A 14,529-nucleotide genomic window follows, 5' to 3' on the forward strand; every position below is an offset into this window, starting at 1 on the left:
GGCGTAGTTCGCACCGATGGGGGCCCGGCTCCGAGGAGCGGGCCCCCTGGACGGCGTGGGATCAGAGGGCGACGATCGTCCACTGCTGGCTTGCCGCACCACTGGCGGGCATCTGGACGATCCTGGCGCCGTCGCTCGTGGAGCCGTTCTCCACGTCCGCGCGCAGCCCGCTGGAGCCGTTGACCAGGTGGTAGACACCGCTCGTCCCGGTCGGCACCAGCCTCCACCACTGGTTGGGGCTGTCCGTGTCGGTCCACTGGTCCAGCGGCTGACCCTGCGTCGTGGAGGCGCCGGGGTTGTCGAGGACCTTGCCGCTGTTGACGTTGGACAGGCGGAAGGAGCCGTCGTAGTCGGGCAGCAGACGCCACTGCTGGTTGGTGCCGCCCGACCAGGGCCACTGGATGACCGAGCCCCCGTCGGCCGTCGACTGGTTCGCCACGTCGAGCGCCTTGCCGCTGGCGCGGTTGACGACGCGGTAGGTCCCGGCGAACAGGCTCACGGTGACCTGGGTGCGGGTGCCGGCGGTGAGGGACAGCTTCCTGGCGTGGTCACCGAGCGGGGAGGCGGCCACGGTCGCCGTGGTGGACAGCGATGTGATGCCACGGCGGCAGACGAAGCTGATCTGCTGGGTGATGTCCGAGACGAGCGTCACCGTGGCGGTGCGGGCCGCGAGATCCCAGGTGAGGCTCTCCACCAGGATGCGGTTGCGGCCCCGCACCCCGCGGATCGTGCCCCGGGCCAGCTCGTCCGGCAGGGCCGGGAGGATCTCCAGGAGGCCCGGCCGGGTGTGGACGAGGGACTCGGCGATGATCGCCGGGAGGGCGTTGGCGGCGTCGGTGTTGTAGATGTGCAGGTCGGGGTTGTGGGAGGTGACCAGCGAGCGCCAGACCATGTTGCTGCCGAGGATCTTCCTGACGTTGTCGTAGACGCCGGCGCCGTCCTTCAGCCGGCTCCAGGCCAGGGCCCGGTGGAGGCTGCCGTGGGCCGAGTAGTTCTCGTCACCGCGCAGTCGGAGCGCCTTGCGTGCGGAGAGCACCAGGTCGGGCTTGTCCTCGGGGTTGATCTCGTGCAACGGCCAGGCGCCGTACAGGTGCTGGACGTGCCGGTGGTTGTAGCGGTCGTTCAGACCGGGCCAGGACCACTCGGCCAGGGCGCCGTCGCCGTTGACGGTGTACTCGGGCAGCTTGTCCAGCAGCGCGGTCCAGCGGGCGACGCCCTGCCCGGCGCCCTGCTCCACGTTCAGCGTGTTGGCCGCGTCGATGGCGGCCTGCAGGGCGTGGCGGCCGGCCATGATGTCGCCGGTGGCGTTGACGGAGAGCATCTGGCCCGTGTTGGAGGGCGAGTTCTCCATCGAGAACGAGGGTACGAAGACCGCCTTGCCGCGGGAGTCGGTCCTGGTGAGGAAGTCCTCGTAGAACAGGGCGAGTTCCATCAGGGCCGGACCCAGCTTGTCGCGCAGGAAGGCGCTGTCGCCGGTCACCTGGTAGTACTCCACCAGCGGGTACAGCATCCAGTCGGCGCCGCCGGTCCAGCACTGGCCGGGGAAGTCGGAGTCGTTGAAGTGGAGCATGTGGCCGTACTCGCCGTCGGTGCGGGACGGGGCGAGGAACCCCCGGGTGCCGTACAGGTTGGCGGCGTTCCGGCGCCAGTCGTCGAGCTGCCCGAGGACGAGGTCGAAGTAGCCCTGCATGGCGTTGCCGTGGCTGAGGATGTTGCCGCCGGCGACCTGGAGGTTGATGTTGGCGTCGGTGGTGAAGTCGTCGGCCCAGGCGCCGTTCCAGCTGCCCGACCAGATCCCGGTCAGCCGTGGGGGCAGCACCCCGCTGGAGCAGACGAACAGATATCTTCCCGAGTCGTACATCCGCTCCAGCAGCGCCAGGTCGACGACCGAGCGGTCGGCGTTCTGCCGCGTGGTCAGTTCGGTCGTGGACAGTTGACGGTCGGCCGCGGAGACGCCGAGGTCCAGGCTGGAGCCGTCGAACATGGCCTGGTGCAGCGGTGCGTGACGGCCGAGCAGGGTCGCGTAGTCGGTGGGCAGCGCGGCCAGGGCCGCGTGCAGCGGCTTGGCGTTCCAGTCGCCGGCGTTCTCGTACCGGCCCAGCTTCGTCAGCAGCACGACCTTGGCCGCGCGGGAGACGACCAGCGTGTTGCCGCTGACGCTGACCGATGCCCGGCTGCCGGTTACCACGACCCGGGTGACACCCTCGTACCCGAAGGCGCCCTGACCAGCGGGATAGGTGCCGCGCAGATTCAAGTACCCCTGACCGCTGGTGACGGTGGCGGTCGTGGTGAAGGAGACGTTCCCGGGCACGCCTTCCAGGTTGGTGTTCACCGCGATCGTGGTGTCGACTGTACGGCTGCTCGCCGGGAGCAGTTCGTGGACGACGACCTTGTCGGCGCGGGAGACGAAGATGCGGCGCTTCCAGGTGCCGGCGCTGTCGGTCCAGGTGTGGGTGACCTCGCCGGTGCGGAAGTCGGTGATCCGGGCGTAGTTGTTGGTGGTGGTCGCTCCCGGGGTGCTCAGCTGCAGTTCGTAGCCGGGGTGGAAGGTCTGGGTCCAGCGCAGAGACCATCCGGCGGCGAAGGTGCCGGCCGCGCCCCAGTAGTCACCGGCCAGCGCCTTGTCCCGCACCGTGTCCAGGCGGTCTGCGAGGACGGGAGCTTCCACGTCACGCGTGCCGTTCGGCAGCACGAAGCGGTGGTGGTTGAGAACGGTCTTCTCCAGCTTCGGCGTCCCGTGGAGCACGGCCCCGTACTCACCGTTGCCGGTGACGAAGCCGTCGGTCCATGTCGACGCCGGCGTGGTGTCGTAGATGCCGCGCTGCGGAAGCGTGACCTGGGGCGGGACGGCGGCCGTGGCTCGCGTGGACAGGATGCCGCCGGGAAGCACCACCGCGCCCGCGGTCAAAGTGGCTGCCGTCAGGAACCTTCTGCGGTTGAGGGGAGTGTCGTGGGAGGCCATGGGATGACTCCTTCACCAGGAGAAGAGGGGGAGATGAGGGGAACTGAGGAGGGATGAGGGGGTGCCGGAACGGCTGTGAGCGGCGTGCGATGCATGTGGACCCGGACGGGCACGCCTGACGCCGGTTCGTCACGGGTGTGATCGGGGCGAGTGAGCCGCGAGGTGGTGCGAGGCCCGGCGGACAGGGCGCCGTACCGGTCGGAGGGTCGTGCGATGCCGCGTCTGGTCGGCGCCGCCGTTGCGCGTCCACTGGACGAGCGCGGCATCGCAGGCGGCTCAGCGGTCAGCCGCGTCGGCGCATCCGCCACTGTCGCGGCCGTCGGAGTCTGCCACGTGCCGAGGCGGCCCTTCACCGTGCCCGCGGCGGTGTCGACGGTGATCTCGGAGGGAGACGCAGCGGCGGCCGGAGGTACTGGAAGTCGCTGACCGCGCCCTGGGAGTTGCCCCAGCGGTCGCCCGTGTACGGGTGGTGGCTGGTGCCCGCCGCCCCGCGCCGACGGGACGTACGCGATCCGCGTGCCGTACGTGGTCCGGTCACCGACGTCCTTCGGGCCGCTCCAGGTACCGGTGACACCGGTGGCGTACTTCCGCGGGTCGGGGGCTCAGCCGACGGCGCCGGGGGTGAGCGGGATGCGCACGCCGTCGCGCCCGACCGTCCCGGGCGCCTCGCGGCCCGGGTGCGGACGTGGCTGCGGAACTCTCAGGTCGTGAGGTCCGTCGAGCGGTACGCGGAGACGTGGCGGAAGGTGTCGTCGGCGTTGTGGTTCTCGCCGGACCGGCAGCGGCACTGTACGACCTTCACGACCCCGCAGCCCTGGGCGTGCACGGGACTGCCGGCCGGACCGGCGAACCGACTCGCCGGTGATGGCGGCCGGCGCGGCGCGGGCGGCGCCGAGACCTCTGAGCAGGGAGAGAAGAACGGCGGACAGTGCGGTGGACACCGCAAGCGCGCTTGAGGGGACTGGTCGCATGATCGCGTACCTCGTGGGGCGGGAGGGGCGGACGGGGCGGGAGGAGGCAGGTGCCGGTGCCGTCTGCCGTGCGGGAAGGACGGACGCTTGCGGGACACGCGGCGGGGCGCGGTCGTATCGAGGCTCTCCGATACGGCTGCGGAGGCGACCGGCATGTGTCGCTGGGTTGCCACCAGGGGTGTTTGCGTAAACACCAAGTGTCGTGGAGAGTCTGGGAGGGGCCGAACCGGCTGTCAAGACATCGCACGGCATCCGACTCGGCCGACCATGGCCGCGGTGTCCGGCCGTCCCTTCACGGTCCGGAGGCCGGCGCACCGTCCGGTCCGCGCGTGCAGGCAGGCCGCGCAGCCAGGAGCGCAGGCTACTGAACGAGCCTTGGATTGATGGGATGTCTCATCACCCAATGCTCGCTACAGACACCCACTACGCCCGGTAATGACCCACATCTTCCCTTGAGAATGCCGTCAAGGGCTAGACACCCCCTCCTCGCCTCGCTATAAACATCCCATCTCTTCGACGTGGCGACACAGGATTGACGCTCACGCGAAACATCTCCCCCTCGGGACCAGCGCGAGGAAGTACCGATGAGACTCAGAAACGCCCTCTTCTCCAGCGCCTCCGCCCTGTCCGCACTCGCACTGCTCAGTGCGTGCGGCGGGTCGGGCGCGTCCACCGCGTCGAACGGCGAGCCGCTCGTCGGTGTCGACTACCCCCGCTCCGACACCGACTTCTGGAACTCGTACATCAAGTACACGCCCGAGTACGCCGACGAGCTGGGGCTGTCGCTCAAGACCACCAACTCGCAGAACGACGTGGCCAAGCTCACCGCCAACGCCCAGACGTTCATCAGCCAGGGAGTCAAGGGCCTCGCGATGGCCCCCCAGGACACCGCCGCCATCGCGCCGACGCTGGCGCAGCTGGAGGCCAAGAACATCCCCGTCGTCACGGTCGACACCCGCCCCGACAGCGGCAAGGTCTTCATGGTCGTGCGCGCGGACAACAGGGCGTACGGCGAGAAGGCCTGCCACTACCTCGGCACCCAACTCGGCGGCAAGGGCAAGGTCGTGATGCTCCAGGGCGACCTCTCCTCCATCAACGGCCGCGACCGCACGGAGGCGTTCAACGACTGCATGAAGAAGGACTACCCCGGCATCAAGGTGCTCGGGGAGGCCACCAACTGGGACGGCGCAGTCGCCGCGCAGAAGCTGCAGACGGACCTGACCGCCCACCCGGACATCAAGGGCATCTACATGCAGTCCAGTTTCGCCCTGTCCGGCACGTTGCAGGTGCTCAAGCAGAAGGGCCTGCTGGTCGACCCGAAGGACGACAAGCACGTGTTCGTCGTCTCCAACGACGGCATCCCCGAGGAACTCAAGTCCATCGCCGAGGGCAAGATCGACGCCACCGTGTCCCAGCCGGCCGACCTCTACGCCAAGTACGCCCTGTACTACCTGAAGGCCGCGATCGACGGAAAGACGTTCAAGCCCGGCAAGACCGACCACGACAGCACCATCGTCGAGGTGGGCGACGGCCTGCTGGAGGACCAGCTCTCCGCCCCGCTCATCACGGCCGACGGCGGCACGTACGGCGGCGTCCCCAGTCTGAAGAGCACCGACACCTCCCTGTGGGGCAACAACCTCGGCTGACCACGGCCTCGGTGGATTCGACAGATGACAAGCACAAGGCGGTTGAGATGAGCGACGGGGAACGAAGGCACACCCCCGCGCCCGCCCCGGCAGGGAACGGGCGGGTCCCGGCGGACCCTCCGGTCGTCGAGGCGACGGGCATAGTCAAGCGATTCGGTCCGACAGTGGCCCTGAACGGCGCCCGGATCACCATCGGGCCGGGCGAGACACACGCGCTCGTCGGGCGCAACGGAGCCGGGAAATCGACCCTGGTGTCGGTGCTCACCGGCCTCCAGGCGCCGGACGAGGGGACGGTGACCTTCGGTGGCCGTCCGGCGCCCAAGCACACGGACCGGGACGCCTGGCGGCAACGCGTCGCCTGCGTCTACCAGAAGTCCACGATCATCCCCACCCTGACCGTCGCGGAGAACCTCTTCCTGAACCGGCAGGATCGGGGCCGCAACGGGCTGATCAGCTGGCGGGACGTGCGCCGACGGGCCCAGGACCTGCTGTCGACCTGGTCCGTGGACGTCGATCCGCAGACTCCGGCCGACGACCTCAACGTGGAACAGCGGCAGTTCGTGGAGATCGCCCGCGCACTGTCCTTCGGGGCCCGGTTCATCATCCTCGACGAGCCGACGGCCCAGCTCGACGGGGCCGCCATCAACCGGCTCTTCGATCGCATCCGTGACCTTCAGCGCCAGGGTGTGACGTTCCTCTTCATCAGTCACCACCTTCAGGAGATCTACGAGATCTGCGACATGGTGACGGTCTTCCGGGACGCCCGGCACATCCTGACCGCTCCGGTCGCCGACCTCCCCCGCACGGAGTTGGTGGCCGCCATGACCGGCGAGGCGGCCGTCGACCGGCACCAGGAGCGCCGCAGCACGCTCGACGCCACCGCACCCGCCGCCCTGGACGTCCGCGATCTGTGCGGTCCGGCCCACGACGACGTCACCTTCCGGGTCGGCGCGGGCGAGATCGTCGGACTGGCGGGGGCCGCGGGCAGCGGGCGCACGGAGGTCGCCGAGACCGTCGTGGGCCTCAGGTCCGCCGACAGCGGGGAGGTGGAGATCTCCGGCCGGCGGCCGCGGCCGGGCAGCGTTCCGGCCGCGCTCGCCGCGGGCGCCGGGTTCGTCCCGCAGGACCGGCACCACCAGGGTTTCGTGCCCGACATGTCGATCGCGGACAACGCCACCCTCTCGGTGCCGCGGCGGCTCGGGCGCAACGGGTTCCTCAGCCGCGCCCGCCGCGACCGGCTCGCCTCCTCGATGATCGAGAACCTCGCCATCAAGACCCCCGGCCCCGAACTGCCGGTCTCCTCGTTGTCCGGGGGCAACCAGCAGAAGGTCGTCATGGCCCGGGCACTGGCAGACGATCCCCGGCTGCTCGTGCTGATCAATCCGACCGCGGGCGTGGACGTGCGCTCCAAGGAGTTCCTCCTCGGCAAGGTCGAGGAGACCGCGGCCACCGGAACCGGAGTGCTCATCGCCTCCGACGAACTCGACGACCTGCGCATGTGCGACCGGGTCCTGGTGATGTTCCAGGGCCGGGTCACGACCGAGATCGCCCGCGGCTGGCACGACCACGACCTCGTGGCCGCGATGGAAGGAGTGGACCTCAATGCCTGAAACCGTCCTCGCGGACACGCCCACGCCGAAGAGCACCGAGCAGCCTGAGCCCCGGCGTACCGGCCTGCTCGGCGGCCGCATCCCGCTGGCCCGGCTGCGCGACCTGGCGCTCGTGCCCGCGATCGTGGTCATCGCGATCGTCGGCCAGATCGTCAACCCGGTCTTCCTGCAGACGGACAACCTGATCAACGTCCTGCAGACCATGTCGGAGATCGCGCTGCTGGTCCTCGCCCAGACGATGATCCTCATCGTCAAGAAGATGGACCTGTCGCTGGAGTCCACCATGGGCCTCGCCCCCGGGATCGCCGCCTGGCTGGTGGTTCCGGTCGGCGCGGGCCACGGGCTCGGCCTGCTGCCCGGTGCCTGGGCCATCCCGGCCACCCTCGCCGTCGGCGCTCTCATCGGCGTCGTCAACGCCCTGCTGATCATCCGCTTCGGGCTCAACGGCTTCATCGTCACCCTCGGCATGCTGATCGTGCTGCGCGGTGTGCTGACCGGCATCTCCGGCGGCCAGACGTTCTTCCAGCTGCCGTCGTCGATGCTCTACCTCGGCACCGCCCAGTGGTTCGGCGTGCCGGCCTCGATCTGGATCTGTCTGGTGCTGTTCGCCGTGGCCATAGTCGTCCTCGGCTGGACCAGCTTCGGCCGCTCGCTGTACGCCATCGGCGGCAACGTCGACGCCGCGAAGGCCGCCGGCATCCGTACCGACCGAGTGCTGTGGACCGTCATCGTCGCCGGCAGCCTGCTCGCCGCCCTGGCCGGCCTGATGCTGTCCGGGCGTCTCGCCTCCGTCGCCTCCGCGCAGGGCAACGGCTACATCTTCACCGTGTTCGCCGCCGCCGTCATCGGCGGTATCAGCCTCAACGGCGGCAAGGGCACCATGTTCGGGGCGTTCAGCGGCATCCTGCTGCTCTTCATGATCCAGAACGTGCTCACCCTCGCGGGCGTCCCCGCGCAGTGGATCGGCGCACTCAACGGCCTGATCATCCTGGTCGCGCTGACCATCTCGCGCATCACGGGCGGCAAGGCCCAGGAGTGACCCCGGCGGCCGTCGCCGGCCCCACGAGCCGCCGCACGGCCCCCGGCCTCCTCCCCATCACCGTCTCCATCCCCTTCTCGTCGCAGGGCACGCCCCTGCCCCCACAGGAGTCACCATGCCCTCCGCCATGCCCCCGACCGCCCGCATCACCGCCCTGCACGTGCTCGACGTCCGCTTCCCGACCTCCGAACACCTGGACGGCTCGGACGCGATGAACCCCGAACCCGACTACTCCGCCGCCTATGTCGTGCTGCGCACCGACGCGGGCGACGAGCTGGAGGGCCACGCCCTGGCCTTCACCACCGGCCGCGGCAACGACGTCCAGGCAGCCGCCATCGCCGCCCTGGCCCCCCACGTGGTCGGCCTGTCCGTCGACGAGCTCTGCTCCGACCTCGGGGGTTTCGCCCGCTCCCTCGTCCACGACCCCCAACTGCGTTGGCTGGGACCCGAGAAGGGCGCCATCCACATGGCCACGGGCGCCGTCGTGAACGCCGCCTGGGACCTCGCCGCCAAGCGCGCGGGCCTGCCCGTCTGGCGCTTCCTCGGCGAGATGGCACCCGAGGAACTCGTCGCCCAGATCGACTTCCGCTGGCTGACCGACGCCCTCACCCCCGAGGAGGCACTGGAGATCCTGCGCCGCGCCGAACCGGGACGCCAGGAACGCATCACCCGGCTGCTGGAACACGGCTACCCCGCCTACACCACCACCCCCGGCTGGCTCGGCTACTCCGACGAGAAGCTGGCCCGGCTGGCGCGCGAGGCCGTCGCGGACGGCTTCACCCAGATCAAGCTCAAGGTCGGCGCGAACCTGGAGGACGACGTACGGCGCATGCGCACCGCCCGTGAGACCGTCGGCGCGGAGATACGCATCGCCGTCGACGCCAACCAGAGATGGGACGTGCGGCCGGCCATCGAGTGGATGAGTGCCCTGGCCCCCTACGACCCGTACTGGATCGAGGAGCCCACGTCCCCCGACGACATTCTCGGCCACGCCGCCGTCCGCGAGGCCGTCCATCCCATCAAGGTCGCGACCGGCGAGCACATCGCCAACCGGGTGGTCTTCAAGCAGCTCCTCCAGGCGGGCGCGCTCGACATCCTCCAGCTCGACTCGGCACGTGTCGGAGGCGTCAACGAGAACATCGCGATCCTGCTGCTCGCCGCGAAGTTCGGTGTGCCGGTCTGCCCGCACGCCGGGGGCGTCGGACTGTGCGAGATGGTGCAGCACCTGTCGATGTTCGACTACGTCGCCGTCTCCGGCACCGTCGAGGACCGGGTCATCGAGTACGTCGACCACCTGCACGAACACTTCGTGGACCCGGTCCGCATGGCCGACGGGCACTACCTCGCGCCGACGCTGCCCGGACTGAGCGCCCAGATGCACCCGGAGTCGCTCAAGGAGTACGTCTACCCCGACGGCCCCGTCTGGTCCTCCCGTGTCTGAGGCACCGCTTCTCGTCGATGCCCACCATCACGTGTGGGATCTGCGGCATCGGCCCCAGCCCTGGCTCGACGACCCCGCCCACGAAGTGATCCGACACAGCTTCGGCCCCGAAGACCTGCGTGCGGCCGCCACCCGGCCGATCGCCGGCCGGTCGCTCGACGCGACGGTGGTGGTCCAGTGCGTGCCGTCGGTGCCCGAGACCCGCGAACTGCTCCACCTGGCCGACGAGGACCCGCTGATCGGCGCGGTCGTCGGCTGGGCCGATCTGGCCTCCCCGGCGATCGGCGACGTGCTCGACTCGCTGCTCGCCGGGCCCGGCGGACGGTATCTGCGTTCCGTACGCCATCTGGTCCAGGACGAGCCGGACAGCGGGTGGCTGCAGCGACCGCCCGTGGAACGCGGGCTGCGCGCGGTGGCCGGCCGCGGACTCGCGTACGACGTGCTGATCCGCAGCCACCAGTTCCCCCAGGCCGTCGCCCTGGCGGAGCGGATGCCCGAGCTGCCGCTCGTCCTGGACCACGCCGGCAAGCCTCCCCTCGCCCGGCGCTCGCTGGACGACTGGGAGCGGCACATCCGACGGCTCGCCGCTCACGCGCACGTGAGGTGCAAGGTGTCGGGTCTGGTCACCGAGGCCGACCACGGCTCGTGGACCGTCGACGACATCAGACCGGCCTGGGAGGTCCTGCTGGACGCCTTCGGCCCCGACCGGCTGATGTTCGGCTCGGACTGGCCGGTGTGCGTCCTCGCGGGCGGCTGGAACCGCTGGGCCGCCACCGTGGAGGAGCTCCTCGGGGACTGTGCCGACACCGAGGCCGCGGCCGTCCTCGCCGGCACCGCGGCCGACTTCTACCAGCTCAGCCCACTCGACCGGAAGGACCGGAAGGACCGGAAGGAGGGGACACCGTGCTCCTGACCGATCTGCTGCACCCCGGCATCCTTCAGGCACTCGCCGGTGCCGGTCACGGCGCCCGTGTGCTGCTCACCGACGGCCACTACCCCGCCAGCACCGCCGTCGCGCGACGGGCCACAACCGTGCATCTGAACCTTGCTCCGGGGCTGCTCGACGTCACCACCGTGCTCGACGCGCTGCTGCCCGCGCTGCCCATCGAGTCGGCACACGTGATGGTGCCGCCCGAAGGCGAACCGGAGCCGCCCGCGATCACCGAGTACCGGTCGCGGCTGAACCCCGTACCCGTCGAGGGGCTCGGCCGCTTCGAGTTCTACACCGCCGCGCGCTCCCCCGATCTCGCGCTGGCCGTCGTCACCGCCGATGTCCGCACCTACGCCAACCTCCTGCTGACCATCGGTGTCCGTTCGAAAGAAAGCCTGATCTCGCCATGACACTCGCTGTCCGCTACACCGGGGCTCGAGCCCTGGACACGGCCCCCGTAGAGGTCTCCGCCCCAGGTCCGGGCGAGGTGGAGCTTGCCCCGGCCTACGTCGGCATCTGCGGCACCGACCTGCACATCTTCCACGGCGACATGGACGCGCGGGTCGGCACGCCCGCCGTCATCGGACATGAGATGTCCGGCCGCGTCGTCCGCGTCGGCCCCGGTGTGCAGGGGCCACGGCCCGGCGACGCGGTGACGGTCATGCCGCTGCGCTGGGACGGCACCTGCCCGGCCTGCCTCGCCGGCCACCGGCATGTCTGCGCCCACCTCGACTTCATGGGCATCGACTCGCCGGGCGCGATGCAGCAGCGCTGGACCGTCCCCGCGCACACGGTGATCCCCCTGCCCGGCGCGCTTCCCCTGGACCGGGCCGCTCTCGTCGAACCCACGGCGGTCGCCGTCCACGATGTCGGCAGGGCCTGCGTACGGGCCGAGGAGAAGGTCGTCGTGGTCGGAGGCGGACCCGTCGGCGTTCTCATCGCCCTCGTCACGCGGGCCACGGGCGCGGACGTCCGGCTGGTCGAGCTCAGCGCCCATCGTCGCCGCCTCGCGCAGGAGCTGGGGCTGGTCGCGCTCGACCCGGACGCCGTCGACGTGTGCGAAGCCGTCCGGCAGTGGACGGGCGGGGCCGGGGCCGATGTCGCTTTCGAGGTCTCCGGCGCCGCGGGCGGAGTGACGACCGCGGTAGAGGTGCTGGGCGTGCGGGGGCGACTGTGTCTCGTGGCCATCCACGCCCGGCCCCGCGAGATCGACCTGCACCGCTTCTTCTGGCGTGAGCTCACTCTCGTCGGCGCCCGGCTGTACGACCGTTCGGACTTCGAGCGGGCGGTGGCGCTGGTGGCCGACGGCACGGTCCCGGTGGAGCGGCTGATCAGCAAGGTGGTGCCGCTCGTCGAGGCGGCCGACGCGTTCGCGGCCCTGGAAGGCGGCGCGGACGTGATGAAGATCCTCGTCGACTGCGGCGACGACCTTCAGGAAGGCATGGCATGACAGCGTTCGACCTGACCGGACGGCTCGCCGTCGTCACCGGCGCCCGCCGCGGCATCGGCCGGGCCATGGCCCGCGCGCTCGCCTCGGCCGGCGCGGACGTCATCGGCGTCAGCGCGAACCTGGAGTCGTCCGGCAGCGACGTGGAGAAGGACGTCGTGGCCGCCGGACGCTCCTTCGAGGCGATCCGCGCGGACTTCGCCGACCCGGAGGCGGTGCGGGCCCTCGGCGCCGAACTCGCCGGACGTGACCGGCCCGTGGACATCCTGGTCAACAACGCCGGCACCATCCGGCGCGCCCCGGCCGCCGAGCACACGGACGCGGACTGGGATCTGGTCCTCCAGGTCAACCTCGGCGCCCAGTTCGCGCTCACCCGTGCGATCGGCGGGCGGATGGTGAGCCGTGGCCGGGGGAAGGTCGTCTTCACGGCCTCGCTGCTCAGTTTCCAGGGTGGCATCACGGTCCCCGGCTACGCCGCCGCCAAGCACGGAGTCGCGGGCCTGACCAAGGCGCTGGCCAACGAGTGGGCACCCTACGGAGTCAACGTCAACGCGATCGCCCCCGGCTACATCGCCACCGACAACACCCAGGCGCTCCAGGACGACCCGGCCCGCAGCGCGGCGATCCTCGACCGCATCCCGGCCGGGCGGTGGGGCCGATCCGACGACCTCGCGGGCGCCACCGTGTTCCTGGCCTCGGACGCCGCCGCGTACGTCCACGGCGTCGTCCTGCCCGTCGACGGCGGATGGCTGGGCCGATGACCGGCGACTTCGAGTCCTTGCTGTCGGGCGCCAGACTCCTGCCTGTGCTGTCCGTGCCCTCGGCGGTGACGGCCGCGCCTCTCGCGGAGGCGCTCGCGGCGGGCGGAGCGCGGTGCGCCGAGGTCACCTTGCGTACCCCGGACGCCGAGCGGGTACTCAGGACCATGGCGGCGCACGGCGGGCTGACGGTCGGCGCCGGCACGGTCGTCACCGCCGAGCAGGCGGAGCGGGCCGTGGCCGCCGGGGCGCGCTTCGTCGTCTCGCCCGGCTTCGACGCGGAAGTCGTGGGCAAATGCCGGGAGTTGGGGGTGCCCGTCGTACCGGGGGCGGCCACCGCGACGGAGCTGATGCGGGCCCTGCGGGCCGGCCTCGACACGGTGAAGCTGTTCCCGGCCGAAGCCCTGGGCGGGCCCGCGATCCTCCGGGCCCTGGCCGCGCCCTTCCCCCAGGTGCGCTTCGTGCCGACCGGCGGCATCACCCATGAGCGCATGGCGGACTACCTCTCCGCACCCGCCGTCCTCGCGGTCGGCGGCAGCTGGATGGCGGCCTCCGGTCTCCTGGAACGCGGCGACTACCCGGAGATCCGACGGCTGACCGCCCGCGCCGTGGAGAGGAGCCTCGGATGACCGGCCATGCCTGGGACGTGCTCGCCCTGGGCGAGGTGATGCTCCGCTTCGACCCGGGCGAGGGACGGATCCGAACGGCCCGGTCCTTCCAGGTGTGGGAGGGCGGCGGCGAGTACAACGTGGTCCGCGGTCTGCGCCGCTGTTTCGGTCTGCGCACGACCGTCGTGACCGCGTTGGCCGACAACGCGGTGGGGAGGCTGGTCGAGGACCTGATTCTGCAGGGCGGCGTCGACGCCTCCCTCATCCGCTGGCTCACCGCGGACGGCGCCGGCCGTGACGTCCGCAACGGCCTGAACTTCGTGGAGCGGGGTTTCGGTGTACGGGGCGCGCTCGGCGTCAGCGACCGCGCGCACACGGCCGTCTCCCGGATGCGTACGGGGGACGTCGACTGGGACGCCGTCTTCTCGGCGAGGCCTCGCTGGTTCCACACCGGGGGTGTCTTCGCCGCGCTGTCCGACACCACCGCCGACGTCGCGGAGGAGGCCATGGTCGCGGCGCGTCGACACGGCGTGACCGTCTCCTACGATCCCAACTACCGTGCCAGTCTCTGGCACGGCCGGGGCGGAGCCGACCGTGCGCGCGAGGTCGACCTTCGGCTCGCCCGGCACGCCGACGTGGTCGTGGGAGCCCTGGGACTGGCCGGAGAGCGTCCGGACGCGGCCCGCTTCGCCCCCGGCCAGGCGCCGGACGCGCTCGCCGCCGTGGCCGATCTGCTGCCGGGAGCGAAGGTGCTGGCGACGACGCTGCGCGAGGTGCCGTCCGCCGACGTGAACAACTGGTCGTCGGCGGCCTGGTCGCCGACCACCGGATATGTCGAGGGCCCCGCCATGCCGGGTCTGCGCGTTCTGGACAGGATCGGCTCCGGCGACGGCTTCGCGGCCGGTCTCATCTTCGGCCTGCTGAGCGCGGGCGCGACAGGGTGCGAGGATCTCGGCGTCGGCCGCGTGGAGCGGGCGCTCGCCTACGGCACGGCCCATGGCGCCCTCACCATGACGACCCCGGGTGACGTCTCCATGGCGTCACTCAACGAGGTCGAAGCACTCATCGCGGGCGGCTCGGCCGCGGTCAGCCGCTGACCCGCCGCTCTCCCGACAA

The 14,529-nt window shown here is 70.9% G+C and carries 11 protein-coding genes; 10 read left to right on the plus strand and 1 reads right to left on the minus strand.

Annotated features, from left to right (window positions below; translation table 11 throughout):
• Nucleotides 1-61 precede the first annotated feature (61 nt).
• A complete protein-coding gene (locus ABZZ79_RS06215; protein ID WP_356687008.1) occupies nucleotides 62-2,962 on the minus strand; it encodes an RICIN domain-containing protein in 2,901 nt (966 codons plus the stop codon).
• 1,555 nt (nucleotides 2,963-4,517) lie between these two features.
• Between ABZZ79_RS06215 and ABZZ79_RS06220 the strand changes: the two genes are divergently transcribed.
• The 10 genes from ABZZ79_RS06220 to ABZZ79_RS06265 all read left to right on the plus strand — a co-directional run bounded on the left by ABZZ79_RS06220 (nucleotide 4,518) and on the right by ABZZ79_RS06265 (nucleotide 14,510).
• Nucleotides 4,518-5,579 carry a sugar ABC transporter substrate-binding protein gene (locus tag ABZZ79_RS06220; RefSeq protein WP_356687010.1) on the plus strand — a complete coding sequence of 354 codons (1,062 nt, stop codon included), beginning with the start codon at nucleotides 4,518-4,520 and terminating at the stop codon, nucleotides 5,577-5,579.
• Between the two features lie 47 nt (nucleotides 5,580-5,626).
• The gene (locus tag ABZZ79_RS06225; RefSeq protein ID WP_356687012.1) at nucleotides 5,627-7,189 is read left to right on the plus strand and encodes a sugar ABC transporter ATP-binding protein; all 1,563 of its coding nucleotides are present in this window, start codon (nucleotides 5,627-5,629) and stop codon (nucleotides 7,187-7,189) included.
• Nucleotides 7,182-8,228: an ABC transporter permease gene (locus ABZZ79_RS06230; protein ID WP_356687014.1), complete on the plus strand. Its 1,047-nt coding sequence runs from the start codon at nucleotides 7,182-7,184 to the stop codon at nucleotides 8,226-8,228. The genes ABZZ79_RS06225 and ABZZ79_RS06230 overlap by 8 nt, the downstream gene beginning before the upstream one ends.
• Nucleotides 8,229-8,343: 115 nt before the next feature.
• Nucleotides 8,344-9,669, plus strand: a complete 1,326-nt coding sequence (locus ABZZ79_RS06235) for an L-fuconate dehydratase (protein WP_356687015.1) — start codon at nucleotides 8,344-8,346, stop codon at nucleotides 9,667-9,669.
• Entirely contained in the window at nucleotides 9,662-10,582 is a 921-nt protein-coding gene (locus ABZZ79_RS06240; RefSeq protein WP_356687017.1) for an amidohydrolase family protein, read from the plus strand. The genes ABZZ79_RS06235 and ABZZ79_RS06240 overlap by 8 nt, the downstream gene beginning before the upstream one ends.
• Entirely contained in the window at nucleotides 10,573-11,010 is a 438-nt protein-coding gene (locus ABZZ79_RS06245; RefSeq protein WP_356687019.1) for an RbsD/FucU domain-containing protein, read from the plus strand. Before ABZZ79_RS06240 ends, ABZZ79_RS06245 begins: the two co-directional genes overlap by 10 nt.
• The gene (locus ABZZ79_RS06250; RefSeq protein WP_356687021.1) at nucleotides 11,007-12,050 is read left to right on the plus strand and encodes an alcohol dehydrogenase catalytic domain-containing protein; all 1,044 of its coding nucleotides are present in this window, start codon (nucleotides 11,007-11,009) and stop codon (nucleotides 12,048-12,050) included. Before ABZZ79_RS06245 ends, ABZZ79_RS06250 begins: the two co-directional genes overlap by 4 nt.
• Nucleotides 12,047-12,808, plus strand: coding sequence for an SDR family oxidoreductase (locus tag ABZZ79_RS06255; RefSeq protein ID WP_356687023.1), 762 nt, complete (start codon nucleotides 12,047-12,049; stop codon nucleotides 12,806-12,808). Before ABZZ79_RS06250 ends, ABZZ79_RS06255 begins: the two co-directional genes overlap by 4 nt.
• Nucleotides 12,805-13,434, plus strand: a complete 630-nt coding sequence (gene eda / locus ABZZ79_RS06260; RefSeq protein WP_356687024.1) for a bifunctional 4-hydroxy-2-oxoglutarate aldolase/2-dehydro-3-deoxy-phosphogluconate aldolase — start codon at nucleotides 12,805-12,807, stop codon at nucleotides 13,432-13,434. Before ABZZ79_RS06255 ends, eda begins: the two co-directional genes overlap by 4 nt.
• The gene (locus ABZZ79_RS06265) at nucleotides 13,431-14,510 is read left to right on the plus strand and encodes a sugar kinase (protein WP_356687026.1); all 1,080 of its coding nucleotides are present in this window, start codon (nucleotides 13,431-13,433) and stop codon (nucleotides 14,508-14,510) included. The genes eda and ABZZ79_RS06265 overlap by 4 nt, the downstream gene beginning before the upstream one ends.
• Nucleotides 14,511-14,529 lie beyond the last annotated feature (19 nt).

This window comes from Streptomyces sp. NPDC006458, from assembly GCF_040612135.1.
In the GTDB taxonomy this organism is placed as follows: domain Bacteria; phylum Actinomycetota; class Actinomycetes; order Streptomycetales; family Streptomycetaceae; genus Streptomyces.

What these genes read in the sequence shown, in the direction of transcription:
- eda (WP_356687024.1), top strand. Translation starts at nt 12,805, where the DNA reads ATGACCGGCGACTTCGAGTCCTTGCTGTCGGGCGCCAGACTCCTGCCT.
- ABZZ79_RS06225 (WP_356687012.1), top strand. Translation starts at nt 5,627, where the DNA reads ATGAGCGACGGGGAACGAAGGCACACCCCCGCGCCCGCCCCGGCAGGG.
- ABZZ79_RS06230 (WP_356687014.1), top strand. Translation starts at nt 7,182, where the DNA reads ATGCCTGAAACCGTCCTCGCGGACACGCCCACGCCGAAGAGCACCGAG.
- ABZZ79_RS06250 (WP_356687021.1), top strand. Translation starts at nt 11,007, where the DNA reads ATGACACTCGCTGTCCGCTACACCGGGGCTCGAGCCCTGGACACGGCC.
- ABZZ79_RS06255 (WP_356687023.1), top strand. Translation starts at nt 12,047, where the DNA reads ATGACAGCGTTCGACCTGACCGGACGGCTCGCCGTCGTCACCGGCGCC.
- ABZZ79_RS06215 (WP_356687008.1), bottom strand. Translation starts at nt 2,962, where the DNA reads ATGGCCTCCCACGACACTCCCCTCAACCGCAGAAGGTTCCTGACGGCA.
- ABZZ79_RS06220 (WP_356687010.1), top strand. Translation starts at nt 4,518, where the DNA reads ATGAGACTCAGAAACGCCCTCTTCTCCAGCGCCTCCGCCCTGTCCGCA.
- ABZZ79_RS06265 (WP_356687026.1), top strand. Translation starts at nt 13,431, where the DNA reads ATGACCGGCCATGCCTGGGACGTGCTCGCCCTGGGCGAGGTGATGCTC.
- ABZZ79_RS06235 (WP_356687015.1), top strand. Translation starts at nt 8,344, where the DNA reads ATGCCCTCCGCCATGCCCCCGACCGCCCGCATCACCGCCCTGCACGTG.